Below are 13,978 nucleotides of genomic sequence, written 5' to 3' on the forward strand. Positions count from 1 at the left end.
GACGGGGGATGCGAGGCTCGTTGGCCGAACCGGGCTGCAAGCTGGTGGGCGGGGTGTTTGTCGGAAGTGGCGAGCAGCAGTTCACGTGCCCGTTCTGTGGGCCGGCACAGGAGCGGGCGTTGACGTGGGAGCAGGACTGGGTGCTGCTGGAGCCGGGCTGAAGGTGGCCGCGCATCTGGTGCCGACAGAGCAGCGGTGGATCGAGCGCGGACTGGCGTGCGCGGGGCAGCTGCCGGACGCCGGATGGACAACCGCCCACGGCACAGGCCCCGCACCGGACCGATCTGTGCGGGGCCTGTGCCGTTTCAGCCCGGGTGGTCCCTACGGCGTGTACACCGTCGGCCTGGGCGCCGTCGGCATGTTGGCACCGATGAAGAAACTGGTGTGCGGGGGCTGGTTGTAGGCGGTGTTCTGCCAGGCCAGGCCCGTGCGGTACATCGGGTCGTGGAGCAGGGTCGTGATCTTCGTGCCGGTCTCGATCGGGGTCGAGTAGATCCGCAGCGCCGTGTTGCCGCTGGTGCGCCAGACGACCTCCTCGCGCCAGTCGCCGAGGATGTCGCCGGAGAGGGCAGGGGTTGCCTTCGTCCCGTTGTTCGAGGAGACCCCGGATCCGGTCAGCAACCGGGTCTCGGCGGAGGTGCCGTACTTGTCGATCCGGGTGCCGTCGAGGAGTTCACGGACCGGGTCGCCGTCCCACCAGGAGAGGAAGTTGACCGACGAGGGCTCGCGGCCCTTCGTCGCGCCTGCCTCGTCGCGGATGGAGGTGTCGGAGGCCGACCACATCTCGGGCCCGTCGTTGCCGGCGTAGATGTCCCCGGCGACGCCCCGGCCGTTGTCGCAGCAGGCGGCGAGCTGCCAGCGGACCGCGCCGTTCGCGGGGTTGATGTACAGCTCGGCGGGCTGCGAGGTGGACTCGGAGACCTTGAAGTACTCCAGGCCGGGGGTGGACGCGTCGAGGTCGCCCAGGTGCTGGGCGTCGCCGTGGCCCGTCCGCGTGGTCCACAGGGCGCCCCCGTTGTCGTCCACGGCCATCGCGCCGTACACGATCTCGTCCCGGCCGTCGTTGTCGACGTCACCGACGGAGAGGCTGTGCGAGCCCTGGCCGTCGTAGCCCCGGCCGGAGTTGGTGGAGGAGCTGGTGTCGAAGGTCCAGCGGCGGGTGAAGGAGCCGCCCCGCCAGTCCCAGGCCGCGATCACCGAGCGGGTGTAGTAGCCGCGCGCCATGATCAGGGAGGGGCGGGCGCCGTCGAGATAGGCGGTACCGGCGAGGAAGCGGTCCACGCGGTTGCCGTACGAGTCGCCCCAGGACGAGACGGTGCCCCGGCCCGGGACGTAGTCGACGGTCTGCATCGCGCGCCCGGTCTGCCCGTTGAACATGGTCAGGTACTCGGGCCCCGTCAGGATGTAGCCGCTGGAGTTGCGGTGGTCGGCGGAGGAGCTGCCGATCACCGTCCCCGCCCCGTCGACCGTGCCGTCCGCCGTCTTGGCGGCGATCTCCGCCTTGCCGTCGCCGTCGTAGTCGTACACCTGGAACTGGGTGTAGTGCGCGCCCGAGCGGATGTTGCGGCCCAGGTCGATGCGCCACAGCCGGGTGCCGTCGAGCTTGATGCCGTCGATGATCGTGTTGCCGGTGTAGCCGGACTGGGAGTTGTCCTTGGCGTTCGTCGGCTGCCACTTCAGGACGAACTCCAGGGCGCCGTCGCCGTCGAGGTCGCCCACGGAGGCGTCGTTGGCCTCGTAGGTGTAGGCGACGCCGTCCGGGGTGGTGCCGCCGGCGGGTGCGCTGATCGGGACGTCCTTGTAGCCGGTGCGCAGTTGGACCGCGTGCACCGAGTCGCCCTGCTCCACACCGTTCACGATCGCGCGGACCGTGTAGTCGGCCTGGGCGGGGGCGCCGGCGTGGAAGTAGTTCGTCGAGCCGGTGATCGGCGTCGCGTTGACCTTCGTTCCGACCCGGTAGACGTTGAACGACACGTCGTTCGGGTCGGTGCCCAGCCAGCGCCAGCTGACCAGGTTGCCGCTGTCGACGTGCACGCTGACCACGCCCCGGTCGAGGCGCTCGACCTGGCGGGCGGTCGCGGCCTCGGCGGGCGTGCCGGTGAACGTGGTGAGTCCGGCGGCGACCAGGGCCGCTGTCACCAGCGAGCGCAGGGCTCGGCGTCTGTGGTGCCTGTGCGGGTGCTGCACGTGACGAACCTCCAGAAAGGACGGACGGGTTCCGCTCCTTCAGTCGCCACCGTTCCCGGCCACGTTGCCGTATCTTTCGGCCAGTTCGGCCACGGTCCTGACGATCCGGTGGCGCGGATCGGCCGGTTCCAGCACCCCGATGTCCGTGCCCAGCCGCGGGAACTCGCCGTGCGCGTGCTCGACCGACTCGACGGGCACCCTCGCCGTGGTCCAGCGGCCCTCTCCCGGGCTCCCGTCGACCGGCACGGCCCTGGGCACGGTCACGCCCGGCGCCAGCCGGACCAGCGCCTCCACCCGGTACAGCCGGGCGTGGAAGTCGCGCCGGTACGCGGACGACGGGGCGACCTGGCGCCAACCCGGCCGACCTGGCCGACCTGGCCGACCGACTGGATCACGAAGTTCAGGCGGCCTTCCGGAACGCCCGCAGAGTGAACTCCGGGTCCGGGCGCGGCACGTCCTGGTCGGGCAGGGCCGCGAGGCGCAGCGCGAAGTCGTCGGCCAGCGGATCGCCCGGGGGCAGCGTGACGAACCAGCCCCGGCGCAGGTCGGCGACCGTGCGGCGGGGGCTGCGCCCTTGGCCGCGGCCGGGGAAGCGGGCCTGCCCGGCGGCACGCAGACCGTGTTCGTCGGCGTACCTCTCGACGGCAGCGGCGGGGTCCATCGCCGCGGCCCGGGGCCGTGCGGCCAGCACCGCGTCGATGTCGCTGCCCACGTTGTGGGAGGCGGCCTTGTCGACGGTGGTGACATACACACCACCGGGGCGGAGCACCCGGGCGCACTCCCCGACGACGGCCCGTACGTCCTCGGGGCCGCCCAGCAGATGGAGCAGCCACACACTGGTGACGGCGTCGAACTGCCCGCCACGGAAAGGGAGTCGGCGCCCGTCGCCGATCACGACGGAGCCGGGCAGCCGGGCGGCGGCCCGGCTCGCCATGGCGTGGGTGAGGTCGACCCCCGTGACCTGTGTCCCGGGCCGGGCGGCCGCGAACCGCCGGGTCACGATCCCGGTGCCGCAGGCGATGTCGAGCAGGCGGCGGGCGCCCTCGGGGACGAGGCCGAGCACGGCGCGGGCGGCGGCCTCGGCGCGGGGCTCGCCGCCCCGCAGGGCGTCGTAGTCGCCGGCCTCCCTGTCGTAGTCCAGCACCCGCCTCAGCTCGCCCCGTGACCGGGGGCGAGCGCCTCCACCCTGCGGGCCAGCTCGAAGTCCTTCTCGGTGACGGCGCCGCCCGCGCTGTGGGTGTGGATGGTCAGCGACACCGTGTCGTAGCCGAGCGTGAGGTCGGAGTGGTGGTCGAGCTCCTCCTGGGTCTGGGCGATGTGCACGACCATCGCGGTCGCCGCGAAGTGCGAGGCCAGCCGGTAGGAGCGGGCGATCCGGTCCCCGTCCAGCGACCAGCCGGGCAGCTCCGCCAGCCGGTCCTCGATCTCCTTCTGCGGCAAGGGTTCGACGGGCATGGCCCACTCCTTCCGGGACGTCCCCTCCGTGACGTGCGGTCCCTTCCAGCGTGCCACAGACGGACCGCCGAGTCCCTGGTCAGGAGCCCGGACGCGCCACACCTCGATCGGCTCGGCTACGTTTTCCGCATGACCAGTGTCCCGACCGGTACCCCGGGCCGTCCCACCGCGCCCGCCGACCAGGGCGTGGGCCCGCTGCTGCGGGCCTGGAGAGAGCGACGACGGGTCAGTCAGCTGGAGTTGGCGCTGCGTGCGGGTTCCTCGGCGCGGCACATCAGCTTCGTCGAGACGGGTCGCTCCCGCCCGAGCGAGGAGATGGTGCTCCGGCTCGCCGAGCACCTGGACGTACCCGTACGGGAGCGCAACGCGCTGCTGCTCGCGGCCGGTTACGCCCCGCGCTACCCGGAGACCCCGCTCGACGATCCGTCGATGGGCGCGCTGCGGGAGGGCATGGAACGGCTGATCCAGGGCTACGAGCCGTATCCGGCGCTGGTGATGAACGCGACGTACGACGTCCTGGCCGCCAACCGGGGCATCGTCATGCTCCTCGGCGGGATCCCCGAGTCGCTGCTCGTCCCTCCGCTCAACGCGATGCGGTTGACGCTGCATCCCGAGGGCATGGCGCCGCGCATCCGGAACCTGCGTGCCTGGCGCGGGCACCTGCTGGAGCAGATGGAGCGGCAGGTGGCGCTGCACCGTTCGGAGCCGCTGCGGGCGCTGTACGAGGAGGTGGCGGCGTATCCGCTGCCACCGGGTACGCCCGAGGCCGATCCCGGCGAGGACGCGGGGGCGGAGCCCGGCGCGGAGCGGAGTGCCTACTTCGCGCTGCCGATGCGGATCGAGCACGAGGGCCGGGTGCTGTCCTTCGTCTCCTCGGTGTCCACCTTCAACACCCCCATGGACGTGACCGTGGCCGAGCTGGCCATCGAGACGTTCCTCCCGGCCGACCCGGCGACGGTCAAGTACCTGCACGGGCTGATGTCCTGACGCTCAGTCGGCGTCCGTCCGGTCGCGGGCCGCGCGGAGGGCGAGGTGCTGGACCGCCGCGAACCCGGCCACGGTGACCGCCTGGAGCAGCGTCCACACCGCGCCGGCCGTGCTCGGCGTCAGCCACAGCACCAGGGCGACGAGGCTGAGGACCGCCCAGGCGAGGTTGGCCTCGATCACGGCCCGTACGGGCGGCGCCGGCGGGCGCTCACGCGCGGCCAGCAGGGCGACACCCGCCGCGTACACCGAGAGGAACGCGCCGAGCCCGACGAGCAGCCCGGGGTCGACGCCGAGGAAGCGGCCGAGAGGGGCGGAGGCCAGGAGGTAGGCGAGCCCGTTCGCTCCGGTCACCGCCGCGTCGGCGGCCAGGAAGCGGCGCAGCATGGTGCGCGGGTCGGTGGTCCGGGCGAGGACGGCGAGCCGGCCCGTCGACATGGTCATGGACATGGCACATCACGCTCCGTCGAGGTGGTGGGCGGGAAACGGAAGGGCCCGGAGGCCCAGGACCCCGAGAGGTACCCGGTGAACCCCGGTGACCTCACCCTGCCGCGCGGGGCGTACGGCGGTCGATTACCTCCGAGGTCATGGCTCCCCGTATCCTGCGGCGGCGTCGGGACCGGAGCCCGGCGGAGCATCGCGTTCCGGCTGGCTCTGTGAGATCCCCACCTGGTCATGACAGACTGGTGAGGGATCTCGGCGCGTGGGGAGGCGTGGCGTGAGTGAGCGGCGGCCCGCGCCCACCGTGGGTCAGGTGGTGCTCGGAAGACGGCTCCAGGAACTGCGGGAGTCCGCCGGGCTCAAGCGCGAGGAGGCGGCACGCGTCCTCCGGGTCGCCCCGGCGACCGTACGGCGCATGGAGACCGCCGACGTCGCGCTCAAGATCCCGTACGTCCAGGTGCTGCTGACGACGTACGGTGTCGCCGAGCACGAGGTCGCCGCCTTCGTGACGCTGGCCGAGGAGGCGAACAAGCCGGGGTGGTGGCAGCGGTTCCACGATGTGCTCCCCGACTGGTTCAGCGTGTACGTCAGTCTGGAGGGCGCGGCACATCTGATCCGGCAGTACGAGCCGCACTTCGTGCCGGGGATGCTGCAGACGGAGGAGTACGCGCGGGCCGTGATGGAGGCCGGGACGGTCGGGCAGACCGGTCCCGAGGCGATCGAACGGCATGTGTCGCTACGGATGGCGAGACAGAAACTCCTCACGCAGGAGAAGCCGCCGCACCTGTGGGTGATCATGGACGAGACGGCCCTCGCGCGTCCGGTGAGCATCCGCTCCCAGGTCATGCGCGACCAGCTCGACCGTCTCCTCGAAGTCACCGAGAGGGACCATGTGATCCTCCAGGTCTGCGAGTTCGCCGACGGCCCCCACCCGGGCACCTACGCCCCCTTCTCCCTCTTCCGCTTCGCCGAACCCGAACTCCCCGACATGGTCTACACCGAGTACCTCACCGGCGCCCTCTACCTCGACTCCCGCACCGAGGTCGCCCTCCACCTCGAAGTCCTCGACCACATGGCCGCACACGCGGCCTCCGCCGAGAGGACGAGACAGATCCTGAAGCGGTACCGCGACAGGTACTGAGCGGCTCACCCACGGCCCGCGCACGCCCGGCCCGGCCCCCGCGGAAGGCTCACGCCGCCCCTCCCTTCGGCCCCCTCTCCTCGTCCACGATCTCCGCGTCGACCACGGTCTCGTCCTCGGTGGGGTCGGGGGGCGGCGGGTCGGCCTGGGCGCGGGAGGAGGCCGCGTACATGGACTGGCCCATGCGCTGGCTGACGGTGGAGAGGTGGTCGACGGCGGTGCGCAGGGGCGCGGTGTCCTCGGGGTGCTCCAGGAGCCGTTTCACCTCCGCCACCGCGGCCTCCACCTCGGCCCTGCTGTCGGCGGGGACACGTTCCTCGTTGTCGCGGAGGAACTTCTCGGTCTGGTAGGCGAGTTGCTCGGCGTGGTTGCGGGTCTCGGCCGCCTCACGGCGCCGGCGGTCGTCGTCGGCGTACTGCTCGGCCTCCCGCATCATGCGGTCGATGTCGTCCTTGGGGAGCGCGGAGCCGCCGGTCACCGTCATCTTCTGTTCTCGGCCGGTGGCGAGATCCTTCGCCGAGACATGCATGATGCCGTTCGCGTCGATGTCGAAGGCCACCTCGATCTGCGGGACGCCACGCGGCGCGGGCGGCAGTCCGGTGAGGTCGAAGACGCCCAGCTTCTTGTTGTACGCGGCGATCTCCCGCTCACCCTGGTACACCTGGATGCCGACCGAGGGCTGGTTGTCGGCCGCCGTCGTGAAGATCTCCGAACGGCGCGTGGGAATCGTCGTGTTGCGCTCGATGAGCTTGGTCATGATGCCGCCCTTGGTCTCGATGCCCAGGGACAACGGGGTGACGTCGAGCAGCAGCACGTCCTTCACGTCACCGCGGATGACGCCCGCCTGCAGCGCGGCGCCGACCGCCACCACCTCGTCGGGGTTCACCCCCTTGTGCGGGTCCTTGCCGGTGAGCTCCCGCACCAGGTCGCTCACGGCGGGCATCCGTGTCGAACCGCCCACGAGGATGACGTGGTCGATCGCGGCGAGCTTCACCCCGGCGTCCTTGACGGCCTGGTGGAAGGGCGTCCTGCACCGGTCGAGCAGGTCGGCGGTCAGCTCCTGGAACTGGGCGCGCGTCAGCCCCTCCTCCAGATGGAGGGGCCCCTCGGCGGAGGCGGTGATGTACGGGAGGTTGATGGACGTCCCGGAGGAGCTGGACAGCTCGATCTTGGCCCGCTCCGCCCCCTCGCGCAGCCGCTGCAACGCCATCTTGTCGCGGCCGAGATCGACGCCGTGCTGCCCCTGGAAGCGCTTGACGAGATGGTCGACCACCCGCTGGTCCCAGTCGTCGCCCCCGAGCCGGGTGTCGCCGTTGGTGGCCTTCACCTCGATGACCCCGTCACCGATCTCCAGGAGGGAGACGTCGAAGGTGCCGCCGCCGAGGTCGAAGACGAGGACGGTCTGCTCCTCGGCCCGGTCCAGGCCGTACGCGAGGGCCGCGGCCGTGGGCTCGTTGACGATCCGCAGGACCTTCAGGCCCGCGATCTCCCCCGCCTCCTTGGTCGCCTGCCGCTGCGCGTCGTCGAAGTACGCGGGCACGGTGATGACGGCGTCGGTGACGTCCTCGCCGAGATACGACTCCGCGTCCCGCTTCAGCTTCTGCAGGACGCGCGCGGACAGTTCCTGGGCCCGGTAGCGGGTACCGTCCACGGAACCCTGCGCGGGGAAGCGCCAACTCGCGTCCCCCATATGGCGTTTGACGGAGCGCGCGGTGCGCTCCACGTTCGTCACGGCCTGCCGCTTGGCGACCTCGCCGACGAGCACCTCGCCGTTCTTGGCGAAGGCCACCACCGACGGTGTGGTCCGCTGCCCCTCCGCGTTGACGACGACGGTCGGCTCGCCGCCCTCCAGAACGGCCACCACCGAGTTCGTCGTACCGAGATCGATCCCGACCGCACGCCCCATCGCCGTCCCCTTCCAGCGGAGTTCCGCAAGGATCCGCAAGGTCCGCCAAGTGTTCCCACCACCAGCACAAAACTTGAGTGGGTTCTTGTCAACGGGGCGGAGACGGGGCGCACGAAGCAGGCGGTCAGACCAGTTCGGCCGTCAGCGTGATCGTCGTGCCGGTCAGGGCCTGGCTGACCGGGCAGTTCTTCTTTGCGCCCTCGGCCGCCTCCTGGAAGCCGGCCTCGTCCAGGCCGGGGACCTCGCCGCGGACGGTGAGGTGGATGCCGGTGATGCCCTCACCGGGCTGGAAGGTCACGTCGGCCTTGGTCTCCAGGCGGGTGGGCGGGGTGCCCGCGCCGGTGAGGCCGTGGGAGAGCGCCATGGAGAAGCAGCTGGAGTGGGCGGCCGCGATCAGCTCCTCGGGGCTGGTCTTGCCGTTCGCCTGCTCCGCGCGCGACGGCCACGACACCGGCTGCGAGCCGATGCCGGAGGAGTCGAAGGTGACGGTGCCGGTGCCCTTGAGCAGCTCGCCTTCCCAGACGGTGTGTGCGGTGCGCGTGGTGGCCACGATGAGTCCTTTCTATGGGTCACGATGCCGGAGTCCCGCGTAGTGGGGGTCCCGTTGCGGAAGTTCCGTCGCGGGGATCCCGTTGCCGGGGTTCCGTGCCCCCATCCGATCACACTCCGGCGGACGGGAGGCTCATCTCACTCTGAACACCGGCCCCTGCGCGGTGAACGGCAGGCGAGCACCCTGGGGAATCAGGTAGGCGTGCTCCCGCCGCACCCGCAGCACGTCGCACCAGCCGTCCGTGATGACGAGGACCGGCGCGCCCGGCGGGAAGTCGTCGGCGCGGTGCAGCAGGTCGACGCCCGGCTGCAGCTCCGTACCGCCGCGCCCGCGCACCCGCACCCGCCCCGCGATCTCGGTGACCGGCAGGAATCCCGCGTCGTGCGGGGCCGCGTCGCAGAAGACGACCCGGGCGGCCGGTACGTCACGGGCCGCGGCGTACGAGGCGATCGCGCCCAGCGCCTTGCCGAGCAGCGTCCGGTCCATGGAGCCGGAGGTGTCGAGGACGACGCCGAAGGTGCAGCGGGCGATCTCCTCGGGTGGGAAGTACCGCCCCGCGCGCGGGATGTCGGGGGTGGCGGACTGCCGGCGCGAGGGGCGCGCGTAGGTCCGTACGGCCTGGGGGCTGGGCACGAACTCGTCGAACCAGCGGGCCAGTCGCGCGTCCCAGGGCAGGGGCGGATGGCTGAGGGCACGGATCTCCTCGACCAGACCGGCGGGCAGGAGTCCGCGTTCCTGCCGCTCGTGCAGATCGAAGCCCCGGGCGAGGCCCCGGCGGTAGAACTCGTCGAGGTCCACGTAGTCGCGCGGCGAGCCGAGCGGACCGCCGAGGATGTCGCCGACGCCCTTGCCGCGGGGGGTGGCGAGCCGGCGCATCCGGCGCAGGTCGCCGACGATCCGGTCGTAGACCTCCTCGGCCGACAGTCCGGCCAGCTCGGGGTCGTACAGCAGTCCGTCGGGCATGGTGCCGACCTGCATCTCGCGCAACCAGCCGTTGATGACGTAGTCGGCGGCGATGTTGAACAGATACGGGTCGCGGGTGCCGCAGCGGTCACCGTGGCGCAGGGCGGCGTGCAGCATCTCGTGGGCGAGGATGAACCGCCACTCCTCGTCGTCGAACCGGCGGAGCGGGTTGATGTAGATCTCACCCGCCTCCGCGTCGACGGCCGCGACGGAGATGCCGTGGGCGTGGGCGAGTTCGACGTCGGCGACGATCCGGATGCCGGCCGCGATGCCGCCGAGCAGCGGGTAGGAGGAGATGAACCAGCTCAGCGCCTTCTCCCAGGGCCGCATGCGGACCGGCTCGTCGTCCAGGGACGCGCGGCGGCCGCCGGCCATGTCCATCGCGGCGGACATCGTGCGGGTGAGGGCGTGCGCGAAGGCGAGCTGCCAGTCCGTGGGCGTGCCCCGCCACGTGGGCCAGGGCAGCAGCAGCTGGTCGGGCTCGTCACCGGCCGTACCGCAGTGCTCGTACGCCGCCGGGAGCCCGCCGCGGCGCCAGTGGGCGGCGAGGCGTTCCTCGTCGCCGTCCGGGTAGCGGTCGGGCAGGTTCTCGGGTGTCAGGCCGACGGGGAAGGTGAGCAGGAACCGGTTGACGGCGACGCAGCGGGCGGCGAGGTCGAACCGGTCGGGCTGGGTACGCACGCCCTGCGCCGCCGGGACGTGCCCGAAGCCCAGGTGGATGGCGGCGTGGGCGATGGCCCAGGCCCAGGCCTCGGGGGCGGCGAGCCGGTCGGGGTGCGCGTGCAGCACTCCCTCGGAGTCGACCCGGACGAGGCCCCGGTGGGGCGCGAGATCGCACTTCTCCTTGCGGCAGACGGTGAACCCGACCGCCCGCAGCGCGGAGTTGCTCCGCGCCGCCTCCAACCCCGCCTCGAACGCCTCACCGGCGAGGTCGCGCTTCGTCTTCCGTGTGCCCCGCCCCTTGCCGCCGGCCGTGCTCACCGGCGTGCCTCCACCAGCCGGGGCATGTCACGGGCCGCCTCGACGAGGAACCAGGCGGGCAGCACGGGATTGCCGTCGGCGTCGTCGGCGATGACGGTCTGGGCGACCTCGACGGAGATCTCCGCGAGCCGCACCAGCAGGGACTTGGCGCGGTACGCGGTCTGCCGTCCGTTCGCCGACATGTGCTGCTTGCTGACCGGCAGTTCCTTGACCAGCCGGCCGCGGAAGGAGTCGGCGAGGTAGTACAGCAGGTCGCGGTCCTCCAGACGGTGGGGCCAGCCGGCCTCGCCCTTGAGGATCGCCTCGATGCCGAACCGGCTGCGCACGATCTTGACGTAACCGCAGAAGGCCACCGCGTGCGCCGGCGTCAGCGTGCCGTGCGCGAGGACCTTCAGGGTCTCCTCGTCGAGGTCGTGCCCGAAGGAGTGCAGCGCGTCGGAGAGCATGTGCCAGGAGCGGGGCGTGGAGAACGGCTCCTCGGTCTTCGGCGGCTTGGACCACAGGTGGTCCGGGCGGTCGGTGAGGTGGTCCAGGACCCAGGGGTGGATGCCGTTGCCCTCGGCCCAGACCAGCCAGTCCTTCGCCGAGGCCTGGAGGTGGACGTGGGTGAGGCGGTTGACCAGGGCGGAGGCGATGGGGCGGGCCAGGGCGTTGTCGGTGGCGCGGTTGCCTGCGCCGATGACGATCGAGCCCTTCGGCAGCTCGTAGTTGCCGATACGGCGGTCCAGGATCAACGAGTAGAAGGCCTTCTGCACATCCGGGGTGGCCGCGTTCAGCTCGTCCAGGAACAGGCAGTACGGCTCGTCCCGGGCGATCGCCTCCGGCGGGCAGAACACGGAGCGGCCGTCGCGGATCTGCGGGACGCCCATCAGGTCCTCCGGCGCGAGCTGCGTACCGAGGAGGCTCACGCACTCCAGGCCCAGCGACTCGGCGAAGTCCCGCACCAGGGAGGACTTGCCGATGCCGGGGGCGCCCCAGACGAAGACGGGCCGCACGGTGGCGAGGCCGAGCAGCAGCTCGGGGATGCGGGAGGGGGTGACGGTCACGGCTGCCTGCAAGGCGTGGGCTCCAGGGGTTGGTCCTGCGGACGTTGCGGACAGTCTGGTGACCGCTTCGCGGGAGCGCAGCCGAATTTTCTGTGGGCCGGGTGCCTATGCGTCTGCCGGGTTCTGTTGGGAGGCGGGTGCGGGTCGCCTCGTGGCCGGTCGCGCAGTTCCCCGCGCCCCTTCAGGGCGCTCCTGCCCGGCAAGGGGGACCTGGGGGCCGTCCGCTTCCCGGAGCCATCGTCGCAGGACCCGGTGGACGTGCTCCGCGCCGACCAGGTCCGCGCCTTCCTGCACCGGCTCGGAGAGGACCAGCGGGGACATCAGGAAGGGGCGGGACTGACAGCCGCCCAGGCCGCCGTGGGAGCCGATCTGTTCCTCGAAGGCGAGGACTTCGCCGTCGGTCGGCTCGTACCAGGAGTTGACCATGATGTCGGCGGTGTGGGGGAAGCCGTGCGTGCGGCGTACGGCGTCGGCGGCCCCGGGGCCGAAGTCGGCCAGGGGGCCCGGGTGTTCGTCGCTCAGTTCGTCGATCGGGATCTCCGCGCCGTGCGCGCCGAGGACGACACCGCCGTGTTCCTCGCTGCGGACGAGGACGAAGCCGATGCCGGGGTGGTTGGCGAGGGTGGACAGCAGGGCGGGGTGGCGGGCGTCGATCTCCTCGCGGCTCATCCGGTGGGAGACGTCGGGGAAGGAGACGAGGCCGAGGTTGCCCGAGGCCAGGGTGATGGGCTCGGAGCGGCGGGTGGGGCGGTGCTCCTCGACGCCCTCCTCGACGGGGATGCGCAGCGCGGCCCGTACCGCGGCGCGTGCCTCGGCGCCGCTGTGCGTGCGCTGGGCGCGGCGCGGGACGGGCAGGCCGCAGCCGGCCCGCACCAGGTCGCCGAGGGTGAGGCCGTATCGGGCGAGGAAGGTCTCGCCGGGGCTCTGGCCGTGGTCGGAGAGGAGGACGATCCGGTAGGCGCGCGGGGCGTGTTCGGCGACCTGGGCGATCAGCGCGAGGGAACGGTCCAGGCGCTGGAGGATCTTCGCGGCGTCCCCGCTGTGCGGGCCGGAGTGGTGCGCGACCTCGTCGTAGGCCACCAGGTCCGCGTAGATCGCGGCGCGGCCCGCGAGCATGTCCCCGATCACCGCGGCGACGACGACGTCGCGCTCGACGACGGTCGCGAAGGCCCTGATGAACGGGTAGAGCCCGCCGCGCTTGACGCGGGGGCGCTGCTCGGTGAACCGGGCCCGGCCGGACTGGCCGATCTCCCGCAGGACGTCGGCGACGAAGGACATGGCGGTGCGGACGGCGTTGGCGGGGTCGGAGAAGTACGCGAAATAGCCGGCGCGGGAGCGGTTCCGCCTCCCCCGGCGAGCCGCGATCGACAGCACCAGCGCGAGCTGCTCGGCGCCGCCGCTGAAGAGATTGCCGCGGCTGGCGCCGTCGACGGTCAGCAGACCGCCGTCGCCGGTGCGGTCGACGGCCCGGCGCTGGAGCTCCGCGGCGCTGGAGGGCCGGTTGCAGACCATCACCTCCCGGGTGTCCTTCTCGTACCAGCGGAAGGCCGGCACGTCGTGGTTGGTGCCGTGCAGGATGCCGAGCTGGCTGGCGCCGGTCTGGCTGGACCAGTCGGTACGCCACGGGGTGAGCCGGTGCGTGGGCCGGGGGCGGACGGCGCCGGCCGACGCGGGCGGCGCGAGGCCCAGCCACTCGGCGACGGTCGGCATCAGCCCGTTCCGCGTCGCCGACTCCAGCACGTCGTGGCCGACGCCGTCGAGTTGGAGGAAGACGGTGCCGGGTCCGGCGGGCCCCGGACGGCCTGCCGCGTGTCTGCGGCGGCGGTCGGCCAGGCGGTACAGGCGGCGCCGGTAGGCGTCGTCGTCCCGTACGGCGAGGGCGCCGCCGGTGGCGGAGGCGACGGCGGACATCACCGCGGCGACGACCACGGCGGTCTCGGGCGCGGCCGCCCCCTGGCCGGAGGGGGTGAGCCGCAGGGCGAGGAGGAGCAGGGAGCCGTTGAGGAAGAAGACGAGCAGGCCGAGGACGAGCGCCGGGACCAGCAGCAGGGCCCGCACCAGCAGCGGCCACACGAGCGAGGACAGCAGACCGAACGCGCCGGCGCCGAACGCCGCGGTCACGGCGATCCGCGTGGCGCTCTCACCGCTCTCGGCCTGGAGCCGGAAGTCGGGCAGCGCGCCGGCGAGTACGAGCATGGTCAGCGTGGACACCGCCCATACGGCGAGCATCCGCCAGATCCCGCTCAGCACCCTCCGCCAACGACCACCGCCCACGTTCGGCCATCCTCACGTCCTGTTCGTGGGCCCAGACTGTCATACGGGGT

At 72.1% G+C, this 13,978-nt stretch carries 12 protein-coding genes; 2 read left to right on the forward strand and 10 right to left on the reverse strand.

What is annotated here, in order from left to right; genetic code table 11:
• Nucleotides 1-321: 321 nt before the first annotated feature.
• The 4 genes from K1J60_RS07390 to K1J60_RS07405 form a co-directional block, all read right to left on the reverse strand.
• Nucleotides 322-2,187, reverse strand: a complete 1,866-nt coding sequence (locus tag K1J60_RS07390; RefSeq protein WP_317619699.1) for a rhamnogalacturonan lyase — start codon at nt 2,185-2,187, stop codon at nt 322-324.
• Nucleotides 2,188-2,226: 39 nt separating this feature from the next.
• Nucleotides 2,227-2,481 (reverse strand): WCX domain-containing protein, encoded by a 255-nt coding sequence (locus K1J60_RS07395; protein ID WP_220645477.1) that lies wholly within the window; start codon nt 2,479-2,481, stop codon nt 2,227-2,229.
• Nucleotides 2,482-2,587: 106 nt separating this feature from the next.
• Nucleotides 2,588-3,331 (reverse strand): class I SAM-dependent methyltransferase, encoded by a 744-nt coding sequence (locus tag K1J60_RS07400; RefSeq protein ID WP_220645478.1) that lies wholly within the window; start codon nt 3,329-3,331, stop codon nt 2,588-2,590.
• Nucleotides 3,332-3,336: 5 nt separating this feature from the next.
• Nucleotides 3,337-3,642, reverse strand: a complete 306-nt coding sequence (locus K1J60_RS07405) for a 4a-hydroxytetrahydrobiopterin dehydratase (RefSeq protein WP_220645479.1) — start codon at nt 3,640-3,642, stop codon at nt 3,337-3,339.
• Between the two features lie 129 nt (nt 3,643-3,771).
• Between K1J60_RS07405 and K1J60_RS07410 the strand changes: the two genes are divergently transcribed.
• Complete coding sequence (locus tag K1J60_RS07410; protein WP_220645480.1) at nt 3,772-4,629, forward strand: helix-turn-helix domain-containing protein; 858 nt, start codon at nt 3,772-3,774, stop codon at nt 4,627-4,629.
• Between the two features lie 3 nt (nt 4,630-4,632).
• On the opposite strand, the gene K1J60_RS07415 is transcribed toward K1J60_RS07410, so the two are convergent.
• Nucleotides 4,633-5,064 carry a hypothetical protein gene (locus tag K1J60_RS07415; RefSeq protein WP_220651328.1) on the reverse strand — a complete coding sequence of 144 codons (432 nt, stop codon included), beginning with the start codon at nt 5,062-5,064 and terminating at the stop codon, nt 4,633-4,635.
• Between the two features lie 280 nt (nt 5,065-5,344).
• Here K1J60_RS07415 and K1J60_RS07420 point away from each other — a divergent pair, with 280 nt between their 5' ends.
• Nucleotides 5,345-6,208 (forward strand): helix-turn-helix domain-containing protein, encoded by an 864-nt coding sequence (locus K1J60_RS07420; RefSeq protein WP_220645481.1) that lies wholly within the window; start codon nt 5,345-5,347, stop codon nt 6,206-6,208.
• A gap of 49 nt (nt 6,209-6,257) precedes the next feature.
• Here the strand turns inward: K1J60_RS07420 and dnaK are convergent, their stop codons facing one another.
• The 5 genes from dnaK to K1J60_RS07445 all read right to left on the reverse strand — a co-directional run bounded on the left by dnaK (nt 6,258) and on the right by K1J60_RS07445 (nt 13,883).
• Nucleotides 6,258-8,114, reverse strand: a complete 1,857-nt coding sequence (dnaK, locus tag K1J60_RS07425) for a molecular chaperone DnaK (RefSeq protein ID WP_220645482.1) — start codon at nt 8,112-8,114, stop codon at nt 6,258-6,260.
• Nucleotides 8,115-8,238: 124 nt separating this feature from the next.
• A complete protein-coding gene (locus K1J60_RS07430) occupies nt 8,239-8,664 on the reverse strand; it encodes an OsmC family protein (RefSeq protein ID WP_220645483.1) in 426 nt (141 codons plus the stop codon).
• Between the two features lie 132 nt (nt 8,665-8,796).
• Nucleotides 8,797-10,608, reverse strand: a complete 1,812-nt coding sequence (locus K1J60_RS07435; RefSeq protein ID WP_220645484.1) for a vWA domain-containing protein — start codon at nt 10,606-10,608, stop codon at nt 8,797-8,799.
• On the reverse strand, nt 10,605-11,666 hold the full coding sequence (locus K1J60_RS07440) for an ATP-binding protein (protein WP_220645485.1): 1,062 nt from the start codon (nt 11,664-11,666) through the stop codon (nt 10,605-10,607). The genes K1J60_RS07435 and K1J60_RS07440 overlap by 4 nt, the downstream gene beginning before the upstream one ends.
• Before the next feature lie 93 nt (nt 11,667-11,759).
• Nucleotides 11,760-13,883 carry a phage holin family protein gene (locus K1J60_RS07445; protein ID WP_259408236.1) on the reverse strand — a complete coding sequence of 708 codons (2,124 nt, stop codon included), beginning with the start codon at nt 13,881-13,883 and terminating at the stop codon, nt 11,760-11,762.
• Nucleotides 13,884-13,978 lie beyond the last annotated feature (95 nt).

The organism is Streptomyces akebiae (assembly GCF_019599145.1).
GTDB classification, from domain to species: Bacteria; Actinomycetota; Actinomycetes; order Streptomycetales; family Streptomycetaceae; genus Streptomyces; species Streptomyces akebiae.